This is a genomic window from Cronobacter turicensis, from assembly GCF_041222865.1.
Lineage (GTDB): Bacteria > Pseudomonadota > Gammaproteobacteria > Enterobacterales > Enterobacteriaceae > Cronobacter > Cronobacter turicensis.
Genome location: NZ_CP165997.1, coordinates 1,881,517 through 1,904,499 on the forward strand (window position 1 = coordinate 1,881,517; position 22,983 = coordinate 1,904,499).

General features: G+C 58.0%; 24 protein-coding genes, 1 pseudogene and 1 other annotated feature. Of the genes and pseudogenes, 10 read left to right on the plus strand and 15 right to left on the minus strand.

The genetic code is table 11. From position 1 onward, the window contains the following. The first annotated feature begins 5 nt into the window (after positions 1-5). From AB8W27_RS09040 to AB8W27_RS09050, 3 genes are read left to right on the plus strand one after another with little or no spacing between them, the layout of a single operon-like run. Positions 6-1,019, plus strand: a complete 1,014-nt coding sequence (locus AB8W27_RS09040; RefSeq protein ID WP_041923626.1) for an ABC transporter ATP-binding protein — start codon at positions 6-8, stop codon at positions 1,017-1,019. Beyond that, positions 1,016-2,020: a murein tripeptide/oligopeptide ABC transporter ATP binding protein OppF gene (gene oppF, locus AB8W27_RS09045; protein WP_015741475.1), complete on the plus strand. Its 1,005-nt coding sequence runs from the start codon at positions 1,016-1,018 to the stop codon at positions 2,018-2,020. The genes AB8W27_RS09040 and oppF overlap by 4 nt, the downstream gene beginning before the upstream one ends. Before the next feature lie 46 nt (positions 2,021-2,066). Continuing rightward, positions 2,067-2,906 carry an ion transporter gene (locus tag AB8W27_RS09050; RefSeq protein WP_041923625.1) on the plus strand — a complete coding sequence of 280 codons (840 nt, stop codon included), beginning with the start codon at positions 2,067-2,069 and terminating at the stop codon, positions 2,904-2,906. 26 nt (positions 2,907-2,932) lie between these two features. On the opposite strand, the gene AB8W27_RS09055 is transcribed toward AB8W27_RS09050, so the two are convergent. Both AB8W27_RS09055 and cls read right to left on the minus strand, forming a co-directional pair. Beyond that, complete coding sequence (locus tag AB8W27_RS09055) at positions 2,933-3,262, minus strand: HI1450 family dsDNA-mimic protein (protein WP_015741473.1); 330 nt, start codon at positions 3,260-3,262, stop codon at positions 2,933-2,935. Positions 3,263-3,296: 34 nt separating this feature from the next. Continuing rightward, a complete protein-coding gene (cls, locus tag AB8W27_RS09060) occupies positions 3,297-4,757 on the minus strand; it encodes a cardiolipin synthase (RefSeq protein WP_015741472.1) in 1,461 nt (486 codons plus the stop codon). A 144-nt stretch (positions 4,758-4,901) separates the two neighbouring features. On the opposite strand from cls, the gene AB8W27_RS09065 reads away from it, so the two are divergent. Next, a complete protein-coding gene (locus tag AB8W27_RS09065; RefSeq protein WP_100207185.1) occupies positions 4,902-5,075 on the plus strand; it encodes a YciY family protein in 174 nt (57 codons plus the stop codon). 498 nt (positions 5,076-5,573) lie between these two features. After that, positions 5,574-5,843, plus strand: coding sequence for a hypothetical protein (locus AB8W27_RS09070; protein WP_007761991.1), 270 nt, complete (start codon positions 5,574-5,576; stop codon positions 5,841-5,843). Positions 5,844-5,927: 84 nt separating this feature from the next. Here the strand turns inward: AB8W27_RS09070 and AB8W27_RS09075 are convergent, their stop codons facing one another. Further along, positions 5,928-6,224 (minus strand): YciI family protein, encoded by a 297-nt coding sequence (locus AB8W27_RS09075; RefSeq protein WP_007698412.1) that lies wholly within the window; start codon positions 6,222-6,224, stop codon positions 5,928-5,930. Positions 6,225-6,438: 214 nt separating this feature from the next. Between AB8W27_RS09075 and tonB the strand changes: the two genes are divergently transcribed. Continuing rightward, a complete protein-coding gene (gene tonB / locus AB8W27_RS09080; protein ID WP_015741469.1) occupies positions 6,439-7,182 on the plus strand; it encodes a TonB system transport protein TonB in 744 nt (247 codons plus the stop codon). Between the two features lie 50 nt (positions 7,183-7,232). Here the strand turns inward: tonB and yciA are convergent, their stop codons facing one another. From yciA to AB8W27_RS09105, 5 genes are all read right to left on the minus strand, one after another. After that, the gene (yciA, locus tag AB8W27_RS09085; RefSeq protein WP_015741468.1) at positions 7,233-7,634 is read right to left on the minus strand and encodes an acyl-CoA thioester hydrolase YciA; all 402 of its coding nucleotides are present in this window, start codon (positions 7,632-7,634) and stop codon (positions 7,233-7,235) included. Between the two features lie 163 nt (positions 7,635-7,797). Next, the gene (locus AB8W27_RS09090; RefSeq protein WP_041923624.1) at positions 7,798-9,987 is read right to left on the minus strand and encodes a TonB-dependent siderophore receptor; all 2,190 of its coding nucleotides are present in this window, start codon (positions 9,985-9,987) and stop codon (positions 7,798-7,800) included. A gap of 242 nt (positions 9,988-10,229) precedes the next feature. Continuing rightward, entirely contained in the window at positions 10,230-10,766 is a 537-nt protein-coding gene (locus AB8W27_RS09095; RefSeq protein WP_007761970.1) for a septation protein A, read from the minus strand. Positions 10,767-10,818: 52 nt separating this feature from the next. Continuing rightward, positions 10,819-11,562, minus strand: coding sequence for a YciC family protein (locus tag AB8W27_RS09100; protein WP_015741466.1), 744 nt, complete (start codon positions 11,560-11,562; stop codon positions 10,819-10,821). Positions 11,563-11,586: 24 nt separating this feature from the next. Then, a complete protein-coding gene (locus AB8W27_RS09105; RefSeq protein WP_041923623.1) occupies positions 11,587-11,994 on the minus strand; it encodes a YkgJ family cysteine cluster protein in 408 nt (135 codons plus the stop codon). A gap of 282 nt (positions 11,995-12,276) precedes the next feature. Here AB8W27_RS09105 and ompW point away from each other — a divergent pair, with 282 nt between their 5' ends. Beyond that, on the plus strand, positions 12,277-12,909 hold the full coding sequence (gene ompW / locus AB8W27_RS09110) for an outer membrane protein OmpW (protein ID WP_007761963.1): 633 nt from the start codon (positions 12,277-12,279) through the stop codon (positions 12,907-12,909). A gap of 130 nt (positions 12,910-13,039) precedes the next feature. Here the strand turns inward: ompW and AB8W27_RS09115 are convergent, their stop codons facing one another. The 7 genes from AB8W27_RS09115 to trpL all read right to left on the minus strand — a co-directional run bounded on the left by AB8W27_RS09115 (position 13,040) and on the right by trpL (position 20,242). Beyond that, positions 13,040-13,168 carry a hypothetical protein gene (locus tag AB8W27_RS09115; RefSeq protein ID WP_007761961.1) on the minus strand — a complete coding sequence of 43 codons (129 nt, stop codon included), beginning with the start codon at positions 13,166-13,168 and terminating at the stop codon, positions 13,040-13,042. Positions 13,169-13,569: 401 nt separating this feature from the next. Beyond that, positions 13,570-14,379 (minus strand): tryptophan synthase subunit alpha, encoded by an 810-nt coding sequence (gene trpA, locus AB8W27_RS09120; protein ID WP_015741463.1) that lies wholly within the window; start codon positions 14,377-14,379, stop codon positions 13,570-13,572. Continuing rightward, positions 14,379-15,572: a tryptophan synthase subunit beta gene (gene trpB / locus AB8W27_RS09125; protein ID WP_015741462.1), complete on the minus strand. Its 1,194-nt coding sequence runs from the start codon at positions 15,570-15,572 to the stop codon at positions 14,379-14,381. Before trpB ends, trpA begins: the two co-directional genes overlap by 1 nt. Positions 15,573-15,584: 12 nt before the next feature. After that, the gene (gene trpCF / locus AB8W27_RS09130) at positions 15,585-16,943 is read right to left on the minus strand and encodes a bifunctional indole-3-glycerol-phosphate synthase TrpC/phosphoribosylanthranilate isomerase TrpF (protein ID WP_015741461.1); all 1,359 of its coding nucleotides are present in this window, start codon (positions 16,941-16,943) and stop codon (positions 15,585-15,587) included. Between the two features lie 3 nt (positions 16,944-16,946). Continuing rightward, positions 16,947-18,542, minus strand: coding sequence for a bifunctional anthranilate synthase glutamate amidotransferase component TrpG/anthranilate phosphoribosyltransferase TrpD (trpD, locus tag AB8W27_RS09135; RefSeq protein ID WP_041923622.1), 1,596 nt, complete (start codon positions 18,540-18,542; stop codon positions 16,947-16,949). After that, entirely contained in the window at positions 18,542-20,104 is a 1,563-nt protein-coding gene (locus tag AB8W27_RS09140; protein WP_041923621.1) for an anthranilate synthase component 1, read from the minus strand. Before AB8W27_RS09140 ends, trpD begins: the two co-directional genes overlap by 1 nt. 24 nt (positions 20,105-20,128) lie before the next feature. Beyond that, positions 20,129-20,221 (minus strand) — a sequence feature (Trp leader region). Continuing rightward, positions 20,198-20,242, minus strand: a complete 45-nt coding sequence (gene trpL / locus AB8W27_RS09145) for a trp operon leader peptide (RefSeq protein ID WP_158683125.1) — start codon at positions 20,240-20,242, stop codon at positions 20,198-20,200. It overlaps the preceding feature by 24 nt. 139 nt (positions 20,243-20,381) lie before the next feature. On the opposite strand from trpL, the gene AB8W27_RS09150 reads away from it, so the two are divergent. The 3 genes and pseudogenes from AB8W27_RS09150 to rluB all read left to right on the plus strand — a co-directional run. Next, positions 20,382-21,260 (plus strand): PHP domain-containing protein, encoded by an 879-nt coding sequence (locus AB8W27_RS09150; RefSeq protein WP_041923620.1) that lies wholly within the window; start codon positions 20,382-20,384, stop codon positions 21,258-21,260. After that, positions 21,257-21,877, plus strand: coding sequence for an L-threonylcarbamoyladenylate synthase (locus AB8W27_RS09155; protein WP_007723912.1), 621 nt, complete (start codon positions 21,257-21,259; stop codon positions 21,875-21,877). Before AB8W27_RS09150 ends, AB8W27_RS09155 begins: the two co-directional genes overlap by 4 nt. A 114-nt stretch (positions 21,878-21,991) precedes the next feature. After that, a pseudogene (gene rluB, locus AB8W27_RS09160) lies at positions 21,992-22,864 on the plus strand (23S rRNA pseudouridine(2605) synthase RluB); the annotation flags it as partial. Positions 22,865-22,983 lie beyond the last annotated feature (119 nt).

Consider the following 22,983-nt stretch of genomic DNA (forward strand, 5'->3'; position numbering starts at 1 on the left):
CCGCCATGAGCACCATTGAACTCTCTGCGCCGCAACAGACCGCGGCGTCTCAAGCGACGCTGCTTGACGTTAAAGATTTACGCGTCACATTTGAAACTCCGGATGGCGATGTCACCGCCGTCAACGACCTGAACTTCAGCCTGCGCGCCGGGGAAACGCTTGGCATCGTCGGCGAATCCGGCTCCGGCAAATCTCAGACGGCGTTCGCGCTGATGGGCCTGCTTGCCGCCAACGGCCGCATCGGCGGGTCGGCGAAGTTCAACGGCCGTGAAATCCTCAACCTGCCGGAGCGCGAGTTAAACCGCCTGCGCGCCGAGCAGATTTCGATGATTTTCCAGGATCCGATGACCTCGCTGAACCCGTATATGCGTGTTGGCGAGCAGCTGATGGAAGTGTTGATGCTGCATAAGAGCATGAGCAAAGCCGAAGCGTTTGAGGAATCGGTCCGAATGCTGGACGCGGTTAAAATGCCGGAAGCGCGTAAGCGCATGCGCATGTATCCGCATGAATTCTCCGGCGGTATGCGCCAGCGCGTGATGATCGCCATGGCGCTGCTGTGTCGTCCTAAGCTCCTGATTGCCGATGAGCCGACCACCGCGCTCGACGTGACCGTTCAGGCGCAGATCATGACGCTGCTGAATGAGCTTAAGCGTGAATTCAACACCGCTATTATTATGATCACCCACGACCTCGGCGTGGTCGCGGGCATCTGTAATAAAGTGCTGGTGATGTATGCGGGCCGCACCATGGAATATGGCGCAGCGCGCGACGTGTTCTACGATCCGGCGCACCCGTATTCCATCGGTCTGCTCAACGCCGTCCCGCGCCTCGACGCGGAAGGCGAATCTCTGCTCACTATTCCGGGTAACCCGCCGAACCTGCTGCGACTGCCGAAAGGGTGTCCGTTCCAGCCGCGCTGTCCGCACGCGATGGAAATTTGCAGCACGACGCCGCCGCTGGAAGCGTTCGCCCCTGGCCGCCTGCGCGCCTGCTTTAAACCGGTGGAGGAGCTGAAATGAGCACCGTAGCTGAAGAGAGAAAAGTTCTGCTCGAAGTGGCCGATCTCAAGGTGCATTTCGACATTAAAGACGGCAAACAGTGGTTCTGGCAGCCGTCCAAAACGTTAAAAGCGGTCGACGGCGTCACGCTGCGCCTGTATGAGGGCGAAACGCTGGGCGTGGTAGGGGAATCCGGCTGCGGAAAATCCACGTTCGCGCGCGCGATTATTGGTCTGGTGAAAGCCACCAGCGGCCGCGTGGCGTGGCTTGGCAAAGATCTGCTGGGCATGAAGCAGGAAGAGTGGCGCGATGTACGCAGCGACATCCAGATGATTTTCCAGGATCCGCTGGCGTCACTGAACCCGCGTATGACGATTGGCGATATCATCGCCGAGCCGCTGCGCACCTATCATCCGAAAATGCCGCGTCAGGAAGTGCGTGACCGCGTCAAAGCGATGATGATGAAAGTGGGCCTGCTGCCAAACCTGGTTAACCGCTATCCGCATGAGTTTTCCGGCGGCCAGTGCCAGCGTATCGGCATCGCCCGCGCGCTGATCCTTGAGCCGAAGCTGATTATCTGCGACGAACCGGTCTCCGCGCTCGACGTATCCATTCAGGCGCAGGTGGTGAACCTGCTGCAGAAACTGCAGCGTGAAATGGGACTGTCGCTGATTTTTATCGCCCACGATCTCGCCGTGGTGAAGCACATTTCCGATCGCGTTCTGGTGATGTATCTGGGGCATGCCGTGGAGCTTGGCACCTACGATGAGGTTTATCATCATCCGCTGCACCCTTATACCCGCGCGCTGATGTCGGCGGTGCCAATCCCGGACCCGGATCTCGAAAAGAATAAAACCATTCAGTTGCTTGAGGGCGAGCTGCCGTCGCCTATCAATCCACCGTCGGGCTGCGTTTTCCGCACACGTTGCCCGATGGCCGGCCCGGAATGCGCCCAGACGCGTCCGGTGCTGGAAGGCAGTTTCCGCCATGCGGTTTCCTGTCTGAAGGTGGACCCGTTATAATCGCAAGGGCTGGCAGGTGCCAGCCCTTTTCTTTTGCGAGGACAACGTGTCACGGATAACCGAATATCGTCAGCGCGCCTACCACTTCCTTTTCGATCAGCATCAACGCAGCGGCCGACGCTTTGAAGCGTTGTGCGGGCTGTTCGCGCTCTTCAGCGTCATTGTCGTTTTTATCGAGTCCGGCATCGGCACGCAGTATCATCTCTCTTATGACGAATGGCATATCTTCGTCCTGCTGGAGATAGGCATTACGGGCGTCTTTACGGTGGAATATCTGCTGCGCCTGCTGGTCTGGCCGAATCCGGCGCGCTATGCGCTGAGCTTCTGGGGCCTTATCGATCTGGCGACCGTGCTCCCGCTCTACGTGTTGTGGCTCTGGCCGGAACTGGGCATTAACTATCTCTTTATCTGGCGAGCCTTACGCGCTGTGCGTGTGTTGAGGATCCTGAAGCTGCTGCGCATGATGTCGTCCACCAGCGTGCTCTGGCAGGCGATAGTCAATGCGCGTCATCAGCTCATCGCGTTCTATGCGTTTATTTCCATCGTCATGGTGATTGCGGGCGCGCTGATGTATGGCATCGAAGGCGCGGCGAGCGGTTTCAATACGCTGGGCACGTCGGTCTACTGGGCGGTGGTGACGGTGACGACGGTCGGTTACGGAGATATCACGCCGCATACCGCAGGCGGGCGCGCGGTGGCCTCGCTGCTCATTCTGATTGGCTATTCGGTGATTGCCATTCCGACCGGCATTATTACCTCGCAAATGACCAACGCGCTGGCGGAGAAAAAAGAGGCGCAGCGCTGCCCGGCCTGCGGCGCGAAATATCAAAAGCAGGCGAATTATTGTCAGGCGTGCGGAGTGAAAGTGACGGGCAGGAAGCCATAGCGCGGCGAAAGCCGCGCCGCTGGCGATTACTCACGCCACAGAATATGGCACAGCTTGTGGTCTTTTTCGCGGCACAGCAGCACGCGGGCGAAGACGTCGGTAATTTCGTCGCCGTCATTCTCCGCAAGGCCGATAACCACTTCCGAGAAGAAATCCGGGTTCAGATCGTAATCGACATGCGAAAGCCACTCTTCAGACGGATCGAACAACTCCGCGCCGCCGCGCTCTTCAAACTGTAAATTAAACAGAATGATATCGGCCGGGTCGAGATTATCCGGCGCCAGCTCCAGAAAAATATCGTAAGCCTGTTCGAGCGTTTCGTCTTCCGTCAGGCGGTTATTCAGATCCATTTCCATCGTGACTACCCCAGTAAATGATGTTGGGCACGTTTTACAGCAACGGGCTGAAGAAGTAAAACAGTCGCTCCACCACACGCTGCCAGAATGGACGTTTCACCCACAGGCGTGCATCCAGCAGGCGCGAGCGGGAGATATAATCATCCTGCACCTCGGCCAGATCGGCGCCAAAACCGGCGTCGTCAATGACCAGCGTAATTTCAAAGTTAAGCCACAGACTGCGCATATCCAGATTGACGGTGCCGACCAGGCTCAGCTCGCCATCGACCAGCACGCTTTTGGTATGCAGCAGCCCGCCTTCAAACTGATAAATCTTCACGCCCGCCGCCAGCAGCTCGCTGAAGAAGGCGCGGCTCGCCCAGCCTACCAGCACGGAGTCATTTTTACGCGGCAGAATAATGCTGACATCCACGCCGCGCTGCGCCGCCGTACAGATGGCGTGCAACAGGTCGTCGCTTGGCACGAAGTAGGGCGTGGTCATAATCAGATATTCGCGCGCCGCATACACCGAGGTCAGCAGTGCCTGGTGAATGAGATCTTCCGGGAAGCCCGGCCCGGAGGCGATGGTATGGATCGTGTGCCCGCTGGCCTGCTCAAACGGCATGATATTGGCATCCGGCGGGGGCGGCAGCAGGCGTTTGCCGGTTTCAATCTCCCAGTCGCAGGAGTAGACGATGCCCATCGCGGTGGCGACGGGGCCTTCCATGCGCGCCATCAGATCCACCCACTGGCCGACGCCCGCGTCCTGTTTGAAAAAGCGCGGGTCGACCATATTCATACTGCCGGTGTAGGCAATATAGTTGTCGATCATGATCATTTTGCGGTGCTGGCGCAGGTCCATACGGCGCAGGAATACACGCATCAGGTTGACCTTCAGCGCCTCAACCACTTCGATGCCTGCGTTACGCATCATGCCCGCCCAGGGGCTGCGAAAGAACGCGACGCTACCTGCGGAGTCCAGCATCAGGCGGCAGTGCACGCCGCGCCGGGCCGCCGCCATCAGCGATTCCGCGACCTGATCGGCCATCCCGCCGGGCTGCCAGATATAAAAGACCATCTCGATATTATGGCGGGAGAGCTGGATATCGCGGATCAGCGCCTGCATCACGTCGTCGGAGGAGGTCAGCAGTTGCAGCTGATTGCCTTTAACGCCTGCGATGCCCTGACGGCGCTCGCATAGCTGAAACAGGGCGCTCGCCACCGCGCTGTTTTCTTCGGCGAAGATATGTTTACAGGCTTTAAGATCGCTAAGCCATTTGGCCGTCGAGGGCCACATGGCGCGGGCGCGCTCGGCGCGGCGTTTGCCCAGATGCAGCTCGCCGACCGACAGATACGCGACTATCCCGACCAGCGGCAGAATATAAATGACCAGCAGCCAGGCCATGGCGGAAGGGACGGCGCGGCGTTTCATCAGAATACGTAACGTGACGCCTGCGATGAGTAGCCAGTATCCCAGAATGATCAGCCAACTCACTACCGTGTAGAAGGTGGTCATAGTTTAAAAATCCTTTAAAAAGCGTATCGTTAAGAGTTTACGCACAACCCTGTCGCGCTCCAATCAGAACCTGTCAGAAAAGGGCTGGTCTGCGGGCGGGAAGGGGCTATAATGACGGTTCTGTTTCAGTCAAGAGTATCAGAAATGAGGCGTAGTAGAACCGAAGTTGGGCGCTGGCGCATGCAGCGGCAGTCTCAACGGCGTAAAGCTCGCTGGCTGGAAGCACAATCCCGACGCAATATGCGAATTCACGCTATCAGAAAATGTCTTGTGAATCGTCAGCGCAATTCGTTGCTGTTCGCCATCCACGATCGCTAAACGTAGTGAAAGGGCACCGCCTGCGGTGCCCCGAAATACCCCCGCAACGGCCCCTGTTTTCACCTGCATTTTCGCCGCGCGAATTACGGCAAATTCCTCCTTTTTTCACCTCATTACTCTTCATGGCAATAAGATAAATTTGACGACGCGACTTCCCGCGTCGCGCTAATGGATTTAAATAAAATTAGGAATATTCTGGTATAAGAAATCGACAGCCTGAAAGTGAGAATTTTAAATATTTTTAATCTGGGAATATGCTGAGTAAACCAAAAGAACATTATTTAAATCATGAGTTTAAAATACTTTTCGAAACTTAACGTAAATTCACAATTTGTAATATATGGTGTATTCCCGCCGGTGATAATTGCTCTTATGTAAAATGAAGCATTTTTAATGTTATTTCCGGCGATTGTTTCTGGTCAGGCCAGGGTAGATTAAGGTTATCGACAGCTTGTATTCCTACAGGTACAACTTACATCCGTGACTGCTGGAGCGTTTATGACTAAGCAAGAGGAATTTCTGACAGAAATCCATAAATTTTTGTTACGCAAGGGAGCCTGCGGCGCAAGACCCAGAACCGTTGAAGACAGAACATTAACGAGTGGAATTTTCGGCTTTGCTAAAGAGGCCGTGACCGTCAGCCAGCGCCTGCCTGAGAGCGTCTCCGCCTGCGAGGCGGCGCGTCAGTTCGTGACGTCCCATAAATGTCATAGCGCACGAAACCACGCCCCGGCAACGGTGCTGCAACTGGTGCAGGGCGGCAAGTAACACGCTATCAGGTAAAATGACCGCGCAAAAAAAGGGCACACCGAAGGTTAATGCCCTTTGCACTACGCAGCCTGTCGGCCGCGGTCAGAATACTTTTTTATAAGGCTTCACCGCGACGGTTTTATAAACGCCCGCGGCGATGTACGGGTCTGCCTCAGCCCAGGCCTGCGCCTCCTCCAGCGAGGCGAACTCCGCAATTACCGTTGAGCCGGTAAAACCCGCCGCACCCGGATCGTTGCTGTCAACCGCAGGCATTGGCCCTGCGGTCAGCAGACGACCCTCATCCCGTAACAGCTGCAAACGCGCCAGATGCGCAGGGCGCACCGACTGACGCTTGTCCAGTGAATCAGCCACATCTTCCGCGTAAATGACATAAAGCATGTCGCACTCCTTTTTATGAAACGGCAAGGTAAATAACGGTAGGTGAAAGCCAGCAGGTGTGCAACGCAAAGTTGAACGGGCTGTTAAATCCTTAACATTCAAGCGGGTTTTTTCAGCGACTCGCCAGAGAAACCGCACGGAACCGGGCTGACTTGTTGAATATGATTGCTATTTGCATTTAAAATTAAGCTCTCATTCATTCAGTGAAACGACTATGACTTCCATGACCCTTGATATGCCTCGCCGTTTTCCGTGGCCGACGCTACTGTCCGTCGCGATCCACGGCGCCATCGTGGCGGCGGCCGTGCTTTATACCTCGGCAAATCAGGTGGTTGAAATGCCTGCGCCATCGCAGCCGATTTCAGTAACGATGGTCGCGCCTGAATCGCTGGAGCCGCCGAAGCCTGAAGTCGTAACGCCGCCGCCGGAGCCTGTGGCAGAGCCTGAGCCGGAACCCGAGGTGGTGCCGGAGCCGCCGAAAGCGGCGCCGGTTGTTATCGAAAAACCGAAGCCGAAACCGAAGCCTAAGCCGAAACCTAAACCGGTGAAAAAGGTGGAGGAGCCCGCGAAGCGGGAAGTGAAACCGGCCGAACCTCGCCCGGCGTCGCCGTTTGAGAATAATACGCCGACGCGCACTACCGCGACGGCGTCGCGCCCGGCACCGGCCGCGCCTGCGAATGTCGCGCCCGCTGGCCCGCGCGCGTTAAGCCGCAACCAGCCGCAATACCCGGCGCGCGCCTATGCGCTGCGTATGGAAGGGCAGGTGCGCGTGAAGTTTGATGTGGCGGCGGATGGCAGCGTGGAAAATGTACAGATCCTGTCCGCTAAACCCGCCAATATGTTTGAGCGCGAAGTGAAACAGGCGATGCGCAAATGGCGCTACGAAGCCGGTAAGCCCGGCACGGGCCTGATTGTGAATATCGTGTTCCGCATCAATGGCGGCGCCACCATGCAGTAACGCTGCATGTGAAAAAAAGCCAGAGCATTGTCTCTGGCTTTTTTACGTCGTCACGCCACAGGCGGCAGCGGGCGCGGTTTGCCGTTGTCATCGACCGCAACATAAATGAACAGCGCCTCGGTCGCGCGGTAGCGCTGGCCAAGCGGCTCGGAAGAAACCTTCTTCACCCACACTTCAATATTAATCGTCACCGATGTATTGCCGCGCTTCACGCAACGGGCATAACAGCACACCACATCGCCAACCGCGACCGGGCGCAGGAACGTCATGCCGTCAACGCGTACCGTCACCACGCGGCCATGGGCTATCTCTTTGGCAAGGATCGCGCCGCCAATGTCCATCTGGGCCATCAGCCAGCCGCCAAAAATATCGCCATTGGCGTTGGTATCGGCGGGCATCGCCAGGGTACGTAAAACCAGTTCACCTTGAGGCGTGGTTTGCTCTGTCGTCATGGGGCTTCTCAGCTAGTGTTATCAGTGAATGGCTTGCGCCCGAAGAGCGCGAAGCGACGGTATAATAACATCGGTTGCGGGCGGGTAAAGGCTGGAAAAAACGGGGAAAGCGGGGCTATCTTGCTGTGGTGAAAGGGGAGGCGCGAACCTCCCCCTGCATTTATCAGAACGACATCGTTACACCGGCGTAGTACGCGCGGCCCGGTTCGTTATACGTGGAGGCGCCTTCGTTTTCGCGGTACAGCGTTTTGTCGAACAGATTGCTGACTCCGCCGTTCAGGCGCAGATCTTTCGTCAGCGCATAGTTAACGCCCACGCCGACGATGGAATAGGCGCCCACTTCTTTACGGGAAAGATTGCCGTCGCCTTCAACACGAATTTCAGCGGCCTGGCGCGGTTTCTGGCGGCCGTAGAAGGTCCAGTTCAGGTTGGTGGAGAATTTGTCATTCACCTGCCAGTCGAGCATCGTATTAACGGTATATTTCGGGATAACCGACAGCGGGTTGCCGTTCTTTTTCATCTCCGACTTAATCATATACGTCGCGTTGGTGCGCCAGCTCAGCGTGTCTTTCATTACCGGAATGGTCAGGTTGCCTTCAAGACCTTCCACCACAGCTTTACCGCCGTTTTCCCAGCGCAGAATATTGTTGCCGTTAGACGCAAATCCCACCACGCGCTCGCCGGAGACGATTTTGTTGCGGTAGTCATTACGGAACCAGGTCAGGCCCGCGTCAAAACTATCCTGGGTGTATTCCAGCCCAATCTCTTTATTGATGCTGATTTCCGGCTTGAGCTCGTCATTGCCAAGGAGATAGCAACTGCCGCTCACGCCAATCGGGCAGCCGTTTCCGCGCGTGGCGAGCAAATAGCCTTTGCTTGACTGATACAGGTTTGGCGCTTTAAACGCGCGCGCGATACCGGCTTTCAGCTTCACGTTATCGCCAAGCTCCTGAGACAGGTTCAGGCTCGGGCTCCAGTTGCCGCCAAACTGGTTGTGGTGATCGTAACGCAGCCCCGGAATAACGGCGGTGCCGGGCAGCACGTCGATATTATCTTCAAGCCAGACCGCGCCCGTGGTGGCGCTGTTTTTACTGCTGCGCGAGGCGGCGTCGCCGGAAATATCGCCAATGGTGATGTTACTGGCATTGGTGGACTGCATGGAGGCCGGATCGTCAAGCTCCTCACGATCCCATTCGGCGCCGAGCGTGACGGTTTGATCCACAAGCCACGTCAGCGGCACGTTGATTTCGCTGCTGGCGCGATAGTTTTCCAGGCGGCTGGTAGTGTATTTCTCATTGGTTATCATGCCTTCGACGCGGCCAGTGGTGCCCTCCTGAAGACGGGTATTATTGGTTTTCTCATAATAGAAGCCGGTTTTCGACTGGCCCCAGTCCCAGATGCCGTTATGGGTAATGCCATAGCTCTGGCGATACATCCGGTTGGTTTCGTGGCCGTAAAGCAAAGGAATGAGACCGTTCGGGCTGGCGTTACTGTTGCTGTTCTGCGTGTCGCCTGCGTAGATATTGCCCTGGCGGCTGTAGCCATATTCAAAATCGAGGATCTGCTCCGGCGTCATTTTCCAGGAGATAACGCTGTTGATGTCTTTATTGCGCACGCCTTCGCGTCCGGCGGCGTAAGAGCCGTTCTGCGCGGTATTGATATCGTCATCGTCAGCGTCGGTTTTGTTGAAATTGCCGTACAGGCGCATCGTCAGCGCATCGCCCGCCAGCGGGCCGCTCAGGCTGAAGTTAGCGCGTCGGGTGGCGCCTTCTTTGTCATTTTCCGGCTGGTTGGTGAAAAGCGAAAGGGAGCCGTGCCAGTCACGGGTCGGGCGTTTGGTGATGATATTTACCACACCGCCCGCGGCGCCGCTGCCGTAACGCGCGGCCGCCGGGCCGCGCAGCACTTCGATGCGCTCAACCATTTCCGCAGGCACCCAGTTGGTGTCGCCGCGCGTGTCGCGCTCGCCGCGCCAGCTGTAGCGTACCGCGTTGCGTGAGCTGACCGGGACGCCGTTGACCAGAATCAACGTGTTTTCCGGGCCCATGCCGCGAATGTCAATCTGGCGGTTGTTGCCGCGACTGCCGCTGGCGCTGTTGCCGGTCAGGTTGACGCCGGGCATTTTACGAATAATGTCTGAAAGGTCGTTTACCGGCGGATCTTTCTCGATGTCATCCGCCGTAATAATGGAGACGCCGGGCTGCTGTTTCAGCGCCTGTTCAGCCGTCGCCTGAACCACCATGACATCGCCGTCGTCCACGTCAGCCGCCTGCGCCGCTGTCGCGCCGCTACCGAGAAGTGAGGCTACCGCCAGCGCCAGCGGTGTGCGAATCCCGTGCTTTTTTTCAAACATTATCAATTATTCCATTATGTGTAGAAATGTAATCATTGGTCCGCATGATAATGATAATAATTATCATTACAATATAAAGCTGGAATTCTCCATGATTTCTCCACAATTGCTTCATCATTGCGCATGTGACTGTAATGGCTTACAAAAAAGTGGGATAACTAGAGCGAGGGGGAAATCGCGCATAAAAAAACGCCCCCGGGCGCTAACCGCAGGGGCGTTTTTTCAGCAAAACAGCAGGAGGATTACTTCTCTTCTTGCGGCATATGACGGTAGATGTAAACGCCGCTCAGCAGCGTAAAGACCAGCGTCAGGCCGGGAATAGCGAACACTTTGAAATTCATCCATACCGCTTCCGGAAGCCAGAACGCGACGTAGATATTCAGCAGACCGCAGAAGATGAAAAAGAGCGCCCAGGCGATGTTAAGCCGGGACCAGGCGTGTGGCGGCAGCGTTATCTCTTTGCCCAGCATGCTCTGGATCAGCGGCTTTTTCATTACCCACTGGCCAATCAGCAGCGCACCCGCAAACAGCGCGTAAATGATGGTGACTTTCCACTTGATGAATTCCGCATTGTGGAAATAGATAGTCAGCCCGCCGAACACCGCGACCAGCACAAAAGTCACCAGGGTCATTTTTTCGACCTTGCGGTATTTGTACCAGCTAAAAATCACCGCCAGCGCGGTAGCGACGATCAGCGCCCCGGTCGCCCAGAAAATGTCATGTAATTTATAAAAGACAAAAAAGACGATCAGCGGCAAAAAATCGAGTAACTGCTTCATACATCGGTTCCGTAAGAAGGCCCGCGAGCGACTATCGCCGCGGGCAGAAGGGTTATTCCCGGATAAGCATATACAACCGGAATAGATAAATAAGGAGCAGCGCGGTCAGCAGGTTGCTCAGCGTACCCGCGACCACGGCGCCGATTTGCGGCGTCAGCGCGGCAAAGGCGGGCGCAAACAGCAGCAGGGCGGTGCGGGCCAGTAACCATACCAGTACCGCAGGGGCGACCAGGCGCATATTGCGCCACGCCAGACGCATACTGTTGCGCATCGCGCCAAATATCCCGGCTTTATCCTGCGCCATCATCACCGGCGCCAGCGAGAGCAGAATCGCGAGGATCACGCCCGGCACTACCACCAGCAAAATCCCCATTTGCACCAGGAAGGTTGTCAGGAAAATAAGGATAAACAGGCGCGGCAGCAGCGGGGCTGAGGCGCCGATGGCGCGCAGCGCGCTGACGTTCTGCCCGGCGGACACCGCCTGAATGAGCAGCAGCACGCCGCCCACCAGCAACGTATTGCCGAACATGCCGGAAAAGGTCGACGCCGCCGACGCTTTCAGCAGGACCTGCTGCTGCTCCGGCGTCATATTTTGCACCAGTTCGAACAGGCTGGCGCTGTTGCTCATCGCGTCGCCCTCGCTAAGAATCGCCAGTTGATCCGCGCCAGGCGTAAAAGCGTGGCCGAGGATCATGGAAATAAAGGCGCAAAGCAGCGCAATCAGCAGGATGGTGACCAGCTGATTGCGGAAAAAATTACCCGTGTCACGGTAAACGGATTTTGCCGTGATAGACATGCACTCTCCTTGGGTTGGCAGATATTATTCCGCCGGCAATTGTACCCTGGATGATGGCGCAGTGGCAGCGCTGTAAAGCGGCGCGGCAGGTAAGGAATTGTCAGGAAGCGGCGGCAGGCCGTAGCGGGCGCGGGCGCGATTGCACGCCTCGTTAATCACGCCGCCTTCGCCGGACATGGCGAACTCACGACACGGCGACGGCCGGTTTTCATACACTGTGCAGCGCACCGCCTCGCCGGGCGTACCTTCCAGCGCCACGCAGCGGCACTGTTTCTGGTTGGTGCCGCTCATGCAGCGCAGAAAAGGGGTGAGCGGTTCGGTAAGCGCCGCCGGGACAAGGCCGCCCGCGTCATCCGCCTCGGCCCAGTAAAAAGAGACACGAAAATAAGCACAACAGGCACCGCACGTCATGCACGGATTGAGATCGCTCATCATTCACCTGCAACTAAACAACGTATCGTTTCAAAATTGTGAAGAAACTAAATTATTCCCGCCTGGAAGGACTTGCAAGAGGGCATGCGAGATATATTTTGGGGCTGCGGAAAGGGAAAAATTGACCTGAAATCAATTTCATCGACGATGCAAGGCTGGCAAAAATTAATTCAGATCAATGAATGTTAAATTAGCAGCGCGAATGTGATCTATGTTGGATCACTTCTTAACTCGTAGTGAGTATATTCACCCGGCAAATAAAACCACAAAAGGGAAACGGGAATGAAAAAACTCATCGTGGCGGTGGCGTTAGCGGGTTGTTTTTCGGGTATGGCGTCTGCGCATGAAGCTGGTGATTTCTTTATGCGCGCGGGTACGGCGACCGTGCGTCCGTCAGAGGGCTCGGACAACGTGCTGGGTATGGGCGGCTTTAAGGTCAACAACAACACGCAGCTCGGCCTGACCTTTACGTATATGGCGACCGACAATATTGGCGTGGAACTGCTGGCGGCGACGCCGTTCCGTCATAAAGTGGGCCTCGGGCCGACGGGCGATCTCGCGACCGTGCACCAACTGCCGCCCACCTTAATGGCGCAGTGGTATTTTGGCGATTCGCAAAGCAAAGTGCGTCCTTATATCGGTGCGGGTATTAACTACACCACCTTCTTTGACGAAGATTTTAACGATACCGGTAAAAAAAGCGGCTTAAGCGATTTGAGCGTTGACGATTCCTGGGGCGCGGCAGGTCAGGTGGGTCTGGATTACATGGTGAATAAAGACTGGCTGATTAACATGTCCGTCTGGTACATGGATATCGACACTACCGTGAAATTCAAAGCGAACGGTCAGCAGCAGAATATCGATACGCGTCTCGACCCGTGGGTCTTTATGTTCTCGGCGGGTTACCGTTTCTGAGTACGCGTCAGCGCGTTTCTCAGCAATAAAAAAACCAACCTCGACGGGTTGGTTTTTTTATTGCTGCCGGGTGAAGCGGAAAACCGGCGTCTCGCAGCTTGCGGCACTTAACATCCTTCGGCACCATACGTCAGTTAAACGCGCTGGCGGCAGCCTGACGCATAATGCGGTTGGCCTCATCCCATTTGCGGGCGTTTCGTTTGGTTAACGCTTCACGTGCTGCACGGCGAGCTTTATTCATCATATGCTGGTTAATCATCTTCACCTCCACCCTTTCCCGTAATCCAGCCAGACCGTTCTGGCTGCGATTGCGCGTTACGTTTTCACGCGGTTTATGGTCTGAAGTCAGTTGCCACACATTCTCCGACGATCCGGCCGGGGCGGCGTCTGCGCCGCAGTGCGTGGCTCCAACGCTTTCTGTCACCGAAACCTGCCGTTTCCCTTCCGGCGGGCCCACAAACCATGTGGCGTTTGCAGCCGGGGCTTCGTTGTCATGAGAATAAGTTTTGGTCAGGAATGCGACGACCGCCTTAAGATTTTGCTCAAAAGACGATCGTGTCGCTGGACTCGCAGGGAAAATTGTGAATGAAAATCGGGATGTCCCTGATATTCAGGGAAATAAAAAGCGCGAGGGCTCGCGCTTTTTTTTAAAGAAAAACGTTATGCGGGCAAACTGGCCGCTTTCAGCTGGCGGACAAACGTTTTCAGCGCGTCAAGCATCGCCGCGCGATCGTTTAGATTGTTCTCAATGATCTTCACGATCGCCGAGCCGGAGATCGCGCCAGCGGCACCCGCTTCAATGGCGGCTTTGACCTGCGCAGGCTCAGAGATCCCAAAGCCCTGCAACGGGGGAGCTGCGTGATATTCGGTAAGCTTCTCTATGAGATGGTTTAGCGGCAGCGCGGCGCGGTTTTCCGCGCCCGTCACCCCGGCGCGCGAAAGCAAATAGGTGTAGCCGCGGCCGTAAGACGCTATCTGGCGCAGCAGATCGTCATCAGCGTTCGGCGGGCAGATGAAAATCGGCGCGACGTTGTGGCGCATCGCCGCCTGGCGGAACGGGGCAGATTCTTCCACCGGCACGTCGGCCACCAGTACCGAATCCACACCCACCGCGGCGCAGCGGGCATAGAACTCATCCACGCCGCGGCTGAACACCAGGTTGGCATACATTAAAAGCCCGATGGGCAAGTCCGGGTATTTCTGGCGTACCGCGGCCAGCATTTCAAAGCACTGATCCGGCGTGGTGCCAGAGGCGAAGGCGCGCAGCGTCGCGCTCTGGATAGTCGGCCCGTCCGCCAGCGGATCGGAGAAGGGAATACCAAGCTCCAGCGCGTCGGCGCCGCCTTCCACCAGCGCGTCGATAATCTGCAACGACTGCTCAGGCGACGGATCGCCGAGCGTCACAAAGGGAACAAACGCGCCTTCCTTACGGGCTGCCAGGCGGTCAAACAGCTGCTCATAACGCTCCATTACATTTCCCCTCGTGCTTTGAAAATATCGTGAACGGTGAAGATATCTTTATCGCCGCGCCCGGACAGGTTAACGACCAGCAACTGCTCTTTTTCAGGATCGGCGCGCATCATTTTCAGCGCATGGGCGAGGGCGTGAGACGATTCCAGCGCCGGGATGATCCCCTCCTGACGGCAGAGCGTTTTAAAGGCTTCCAGCGCTTCGTTATCGGTAATCGAGACATATTCCGCGCGTCCGATGCTGTTCAGGTACGCATGTTGCGGCCCGACAGACGGGAAATCGAGACCGGCGGAGATAGAGTAAGACTCTTCAATCTGGCCGTCGTCCGTCTGCATCATCGGCGCTTTCATACCGAAGTAAATTCCCACGCGTCCGTGTTTGAGCGGCGCGCCGTGTTCGCCGGTTTCAATACCGTGACCGGCAGGCTCGACGCCAATCAGGCCGACGCTCGTTTCGTTAATGAAATCCGCAAACATGCCGATGGCGTTGGAGCCGCCGCCGACGCAGGCGATCACGGCATCCGGCAGGCGGCCTTCTTTTTCCATGATTTGCACGCGCGTCTCTTCGCCGATCATGCGCTGGAATTCACGCACGATAGTCGGGAACGGGTGCGGGCCTGCGGCGGTGCCGAGCATATAGTGCGCGCGGTCATAGCTGCCGGACCAGTCGCGCAGCGCCTCGTTGCACGCATCTTTGAGGGTCGCGGAGCCGCTGTACACCGGAATGACTTCCGCGCCCATCAGCTTCATGCGGAACACGTTTGGCGACTGGCGCTCGACATCTTTCGCCCCCATATAGATGCGGCACTTCAGGCCAAGCAGAGCGCTCGCCAGCGCTGACGCCACGCCGTGCTGGCCTGCGCCGGTTTCGGCGATGATTTCAGTTTTGCCCATGCGTTTGGCAAGCAGCGCCTGTCCCAATACCTGGTTGGTTTTATGCGCGCCGCCGTGCAGCAGATCTTCACGCTTGAGATAGAGCGTGGTGCGGGTGCCTTCAGTGAGGTTCTGACATTTGGTCAGCGCCGTCGGGCGCCCGGCATAGTTTTTTAAGAGATCGGTAAACTGCGCCTGGAATTCCGCGTCGCTCTGGGCGCTGACGAACGCCTCTTCCAGCTGACGCAGGGCGGGCATGAGGATCTGCGGCACATACATGCCGCCGAATTCGCCAAAATAGGGATTTAACAGTGTGCTCATTATTGTCTTCCTTTAGTAAGCCCGCAGGGTTCTGAATACCGCCGCCAGTTTGTCGCTATCTTTGATGCCCGGCGCGCGCTCCACCCCGGAGTTAAAATCGAGCCCCGCGCAGCCGAGCTGTGCGGCCTGCACGCAATTATCGGCGCCAAGACCGCCCGCCAGCATCACGTTGTCCAGCGTCTGCCCTTCAAGCAGAGACCAGTCGAAGCGCTGGCCGCTGCCGCCCTGGCCGTTATCCAGCACGTAACGGTCAACGTACTGCAGATTACGCGGCGGCAGCACATGGCTGACGCTCTGCGCTTTCCAGATAGCGGTCGTTTCCGGCAGACTGGCGCGCAGGGCGCTGATGTAAGTCTGGTCTTCATCGCCGTGCAACTGGACGGCGGCAAGGGAAAACGCGTTGGCTTTCGCGACGACATCCTCCACCGGCGCGTCGCGGAACACGCCGACATAGCGCAGCGGGGCGGCGTCGATCACCGCACGCGCCTGTTCATCGGTGACGGCACGCGGCGACGCGTCGACAAAAATCAGGCCGCCGAAGACCGCGCCCGCCTGCAGCGCGCTCTGCGCGTCCTCCGGGCGGGTCAGCCCGCACACTTTGTTTTCGCCAAGCAACACCTGACGCACCGCGGTTTCCAAATCGTCATGCTCCATCAGCGCGGAGCCAATCAGGAAGCCGTTGGCGAAGCGGCTTAACTCGCGCACCTGGCCGTAGGTATGAATGCCGGATTCGCTAATCACCGTTACGCCGTGACCCAGGCGCGGCGCCAGTTCACGGGTGCGGTTCAAATCGATGGAGAGATCGCGCAGGTCGCGGTTATTAATGCCGACCACTTTCGCCTCAAGGCGCAGGGCGCGCTCCAGCTCCTCTTCATTGCTGACTTCGGTCAGCACGCCCATGCCGAGGCTGTGCGCCACCGCCGCGAGCTGGCGATACTGGTCATCATCCAGCACCGAGAGCATCAGCAGACAGGCGTCCGCCTGGTAAAAGCGCGCCAGGTAAATCTGGTACGGGTCGATAATAAAGTCTTTGCACAGCACCGGCTGGGGGGCGATAGCGCTGACGATGGGCAGAAAATCGAAGCTGCCCTGGAAATATTTCTCGTCGGTCAGCACCGAGATCGCCGAGGCGTGATGCTTGTACACGCCAGCGATGCGCGCCGGGTCGAAATCGCTGCGGATCACGCCTTTGGACGGCGACGCCTTTTTGCACTCCAGGATAAAAACGGTGCGGGCGCCACGCAGCGCGTCATAAAAGCGGCGCGTGCTCGGCACGACATCATTCTGAAAGCTCGCCAGCGGCTGCTGTGCCTTGCGGGCTTCCACCCACAGCGCTTTATCCGCGACGATTTTCGCTAAAACGGTTTCCATCTCTTATCCTCTTGCTGCCAGTGCGGTAACACGGTCATAAGCGGCGCCGCTGCGCAACACCGCCAGCACTTTACGTGCGTTGGCCTGTAAATCCTCTTCGCCGTGCAGACGCATCAGCATGGCGACATTGGCGGCCACGGCGGCTTCGTGAGCACGCTCACCTTTACCTTGTAACAGGCGGCTGAGAATGTCACGGTTTTCTTCCGGGGTGCCGCCCGCCAGCTCCGCCTGCTCATAAGGCTCAAGACCGAAATCCGCAGCCAGAAGCTGATAGCTGCGGATCTCGCCGTCGCGCAGCTCCGCCACCTGCGTCGGCGCGTGCAGCGACACCTCATCCATACCGCCGCTGTGCACCACGGCCGCGCGCTGATACCCCAGCACTCGCAGGGTTTCGGCAATCGGCAGCACCAGTTCCGGGCTGTAGACGCCAATCAGCGCCAGCGGCGGATGCGCCGGGTTAATCAGCGGCCCCAGCACGTTAAACAGCGTGCGGGTTTTCAGCTGCTGGCGCACCGGCATGGCGTGACGAAAACCGGTGTGGTATTTCGGCGCGAACAGAAAGCAGACGCCCAGCTCGTCCAGCGCCTTACGCGACGCCTCGGCGTTCATCTCAAGATTAATCCCGAACGCGGCCAGCAGATCCGACGAACCAGAACGGCTGGAGACGCTGCGGTTGCCATGTTTGGCGACTTTCAGCCCCACGGCGGCCGCCACGAAAGCGCTGGCGGTGGAGATATTAATGCTGTTGCTGCCGTCGCCGCCGGTGCCGACGATATCCGCGAAAGCGTAATCCGGGCGCGGGAACGGCGCGGCATTCTCCAGCAGGGCGCTGGCGGCCCCGGCAATCTCAACCGGGTGTTCGCCGCGCACTTTCATGCTCACCAGCGCCGCGGCCAGTTGCTCGGGCTTCAGTTCGCCGCGCACCACCGCGCTGAAAAGCTGGTGGCTCTCTTCACGGCTCAGTACTTCAGCCTGATAGAGTTTTTCCAGAATCGGCTGAACGCTGTTTTGCTGCTCGGCGCGGGTCAGCGCCCAGGCGAGCGTCTGCTCCAGCAGGCGAGCGCCCTGCGTGGTCAGAATCGATTCCGGGTGAAACTGAAAACCGCAGACGCGATCGGCGTCGTGACGGACAGCCATCACCATGCCGTTAAAGTGCGCGTTCACCGTCAGTCCGGCCGGGATGTCACTGCCTACCAGCGAGTGGTAGCGGGCCACCGGCAGCGGGTTCATCAGACCGCTGAACATCGCCTGGCCGTCATGTTCAATGCTGGAGGCTTTGCCATGCAGAATTTCGCCCGCCTGGCCGACATAGCCGCCGTAGGCTTCGACAATAGCCTGATGACCCAGACAGATACCGATAATCGGCAGTTTGCCGCGCAGGCGGGTTAACAGCTCCGGCATACAGCCCGCGTCTGACGGCGCGCCGGGGCCTGGCGAGAGCATCAGCACCGGGTTATGCATCGTGGCGAGACGCTCAATCAGCGTCTGGGCCGGAATATGGTTGCGGTAAATCACCACGTTATGCCCGTTCGCGCGCAGCTGATCCGCCAGGTTGTAGGTAAAGGAGTCGATATTGTCGAGCAGCAGAATGTCGGCCATCAGAAAGTCTCCTGTGCGTGATGGGCAGCGGCGATGGCGCGCAGTACCGCGCGGGCTTTATTACGGGTTTCGTCAGCTTCAGATTGCGGGACGGAGTCGAGCACCACGCCCGCGCCCGCCTGCACCGTGGCGATGCCGTTTTCCACCCACGCGGAGCGGATAACAATGCAGGTGTCGAGATCGCCATGGCCGGTGAAATATCCGACCGCGCCGCCGTAGCTGCCGCGACGCTCGCCTTCCGCTTGCGCGATAAGCTGCATGGCGCGCACTTTCGGCGCGCCGCTCAGCGTGCCCATATTCATACAGGCGCGGTAGGCGTGGAGCGCATCGAGATCGCGGCGCAGTTCGCCCACCACGCGGGAGACCAGGTGCATGACGAACGAATAGCGGTCCACTTTGGTTAAATCCGCCACATAACGGCTGCCCGGCGTGCAGATACGCGCCAGATCGTTGCGCGCCAGATCCACCAGCATCAGGTGTTCGGAGAGCTCTTTATGGTCGGTGCGCATTTCAAGCTCAATACGGCTGTCGAGATCGCGGTCCAGCGAGCCGTCCGCACGGCGGCCGCGCGGACGGGTGCCCGCTATCGGGTAGATTTCAATCTGGCGTGACAGCGAATCATATTTCAGCGAACTCTCCGGCGACGCGCCGAAAAGCGCGAAATCGCTGTCCTGCATGAAGAACATATACGGGCTCGGGTTGCTCTTTTTTAGCGTGTCATAAGCCGCGAGCGGCGACGGGCAGGGCAGGCTGAAGCGACGCGATGGCACCACCTGGAAAATCTCGCCCGCGCGAATCGCTTTTTGCATCTCGCGCACGACTGCGCCGTACTCTTCATCACTCTGGCTGCATTCGCACTGCATCTGCGGCACGGTGTCCACCGGCAGCGGCGCGGGCGGCTCCTGAAGTTGCAGCTGGATCTGCGCAAGGCGCTGGTTCAGGCGGGCTTTTTCCGCGTCATCCGGCGTAAACAGGCTTGCCTGAATACGGGTGGTGCGCGTCTGGTGATCGATAATCAGCAGCGTTTCGGCGAGATAAAAGCAGTAATCCGGGCAGCTATTGTTTTGCGCAAGCGGCGGCAGTTCTTCAAACCCGGCGACCAGGTCATAGGCAAACAGCCCGCCGAAAAACATCGCTTCGCGCTCGTTCTGCGGTAGCGTCACGACATCCTGCAACAGGCGGAAGGCGTCGAAAACAGACAGCGAACACAGACGCGCGTCTTCATCCAGCAGTGTGCTCACCGGCGGGAAGCGCAGCGTGCGTCCCTCGGGGCGAGCGTCGACGGCGACTGTCTCCGGCAGGGCGTTATCCAGCAGTGAAAGCAGCGATACGCCGTTAGCGCTTAATGCTTCAATCGTGACAGTGTCACCTTCAGCGGTAATGCGCAGCGCGCTGTCTACCAGCAGCAGGCTTTTGAGATCGTCTTTGCTGTCGATATCTGCCGATTCCAGCAGCAACGTCGCCGGGCGATCGCCGCAAAGCTTGTGAAACACGGCGGTCGGGTTTTCGCGATAAAGGCCGTCGCAGGTAAGCAGTTCAAGTGCCGGTTTGTCTGTTTGCATGGTCTGCATCTCTGTATTGTGTTCAAAAAAAAGCCCGCGGTGAGCGGGCCTGGTATCTGAATGCTTGCGCATACGTGAAAACACCGCCCGGGATCAGGAGGTACGCCACCAGCCATGCAGAGAGAAAACGTGAGTCATTATCAGATACCTTCTTTGTGTGAACTTGCGTACTAGTTAACTGGTTCATGACGAGAATGTCAACACTGATTTTTGATAATTTCCACAAACCGTTATGATAAAGAGGACGATATAAAAGACCATAGCCACGGGAGCCGTTTTGAGCGAACCTGAATTAGCCATTATTTACGACCTGCACAGCCATACAACGGCATCTGACGGCCTGCTGACGCCGGAACAACTGGTACACCGCGCCGTTGAGATGGGCATTCATACGCTCGCGATAACCGACCACGACACCACGGCGGGCCTGCCGGCTGCGCATCAGGAAATTAAACACGCGGGCCTGGCGCTGCGGCTTATTGACGGCGTCGAAATTTCCACGCTCTGGGAAAACCACGAAATTCATATCGTCGGACTGGGTATTGATATCACGCACCCGGACATGATCGCCTTTCTCGACGGTCAGGCGCAGCGCCGCATGCAGCGCGCCGAGATGATCGCCGAGCGGCTGGAGAAAGCGCGCATTCCGGGGGCGCTGGAGGGCGCGCGACGCCTGGCGGACGGCGGTGTCGTCACCCGGGGGCATTTCGCGCGGTTTCTTATTGAAGATGGGCGCGCCACCAACATGGCGAACGTCTTTAAACACTATCTGGCGCGCGGGAAAACCGGTTACGTTCCTCCCCAGTGGTGTACAATAGAACAAGCTATTGATGTGATTCATCATTCTGGCGGACAGGCGGTGATAGCGCACCCCGGGCGCTATCAGCTCAGCGCCAAGTGGCTTAAGCGCCTGTTAAACCAGTTTGCTGCGGCGGGCGGCGACGCGATGGAAGTGGCCCAGTGCCAGCAGGCGCCCAATGAGCGCGACCAGCTGGCAAGCTACGCCGGGCAGTTTGGACTGCTGGCGTCGCAGGGCTCTGATTTTCATCAGCCGTGCCCGTGGATTGAACTGGGCCGCAGGCTGCGGCTGCCGGAAGGGTTAGCGCCCGTCTGGCACCGCTGGCCGCCGGAACTGAGTAAAGAGAGGGTAGTATGAGTCAATTTTTCTATATCCATCCGGACAACCCGCAGCCGCGTCTTATCAAACAGGCGGTAGAGATTGTGCGTAAAGGCGGCGTCATCGTTTATCCGACCGATTCCGGCTACGCGCTCGGCTGTAAGCTTGAAGATAAAGGCGCGATGGAGCGTATCTGCCGCATCCGCGACCTGCCGGACGGCCATAACTTTACGCTGATGTGTCGCGATCTCTCGGAGCTGTCGACCTATTCCTATGTCGATAACGTCGCGTTCCGCCTTATCAAAAACAACACGCCCGGCAACTACACGTTTATCCTTAAAGGGACGAAAGAGGTGCCGCGCCGTCTGTTGCAGGAGAAGCGTAAAACCATCGGGCTGCGCGTGCCGTCAAACCCGATTGCGCTCGCGCTGCTGGAGGCGCTCGACGAGCCGATGCTCTCGACGTCTTTGATGCTGCCGGGCAGCGATTTTACCGAATCCGATCCGGATGAAATTAAAGACCGCCTGGAAAAGCAGGTGGATCTGATTATTCACGGCGGTTATCTCGGCCAGCAGCCCACGACGGTGGTCGATCTGACTGACGATGCGCCGGTCGTGTTACGTGAGGGCGTGGGCGACGTTAAGCCTTTCCTGTAAGAGGGCTTACCGCTATACTACGCGGCCTGAAATCGGGGGGCGGCCACACGCTGGCACGCCCCAGCCCGGTTATCCTGTTCGACGCCTGGGAAGGCGACACCTGAAGGAAGCTCCATGAGCGAAAAGTTACAAAAAGTGCTGGCGCGAGCCGGTCATGGCTCCCGCCGTGAAATCGAAGCCATGATCGAAGCCGGTCGCGTCAGTGTCGATGGCAAAATCGCCACGTTAGGCGATCGCGTTGAAGTCACGCCCGCGCTGAAAATCCGTATCGACGGCCATCTGATCTCGGTAAAAGAGTCCGTAGAGCAGATTTGCCGCGTACTGGCCTATTACAAACCGGAAGGCGAGCTGTGTACGCGCAGCGATCCGGAAGGCCGTCCGACCGTCTTTGATCGTTTGCCGAAACTGCGCGGCGCGCGCTGGATTGCGGTGGGGCGTCTTGACGTCAATACCTGCGGCCTGCTGCTGTTCACAACCGACGGTGAACTGGCGAACCGCCTGATGCACCCGAGCCAGGAAGTTGAGCGCGAGTATGCCGTGCGCGTGTTCGGCCAGGTGGATGACAATAAAGTTCGCGAGCTGGCGCGCGGCGTTCAGCTTGAAGATGGCCCGGCGGCGTTTAAAACCATTCGTTTTAGCGGCGGCGAAGGCATCAACCAGTGGTATAACGTGACGCTGACCGAAGGGCGCAACCGCGAAGTGCGTCGTCTCTGGGAAGCCGTTGGTGTGCAGGTAAGCCGCCTTATTCGCGTGCGTTACGGCGACATCCCGCTGCCGAAAGGCCTGCCGCGCGGCGGCTGGACGGAGCTTGATCTGGCGCAGACCAACTATCTGCGCGAGCTGGTGGGTCTCCCGCCGGAAACCGCAAGCAAAGTGGCGGTGGAAAAAGATCGCCGTCGTATGAAGGCGAACCAGATTCGTCGTGCCGTGAAACGCCACAGCCAGACCGCAGGCGGCCCTCGTCAGGGCTCACCGGCGCGTCAGGGCCAGGGGCAGGCAGGTGCCGCTCGTCCGGCAGGCAGCGCGCGTCCGGCGGAAAACACCCGCGCGGGTAATAATACCTCGCGCGCCAGTGGCAATGCGCGTCCGGGCGGCAACCCTCGCGC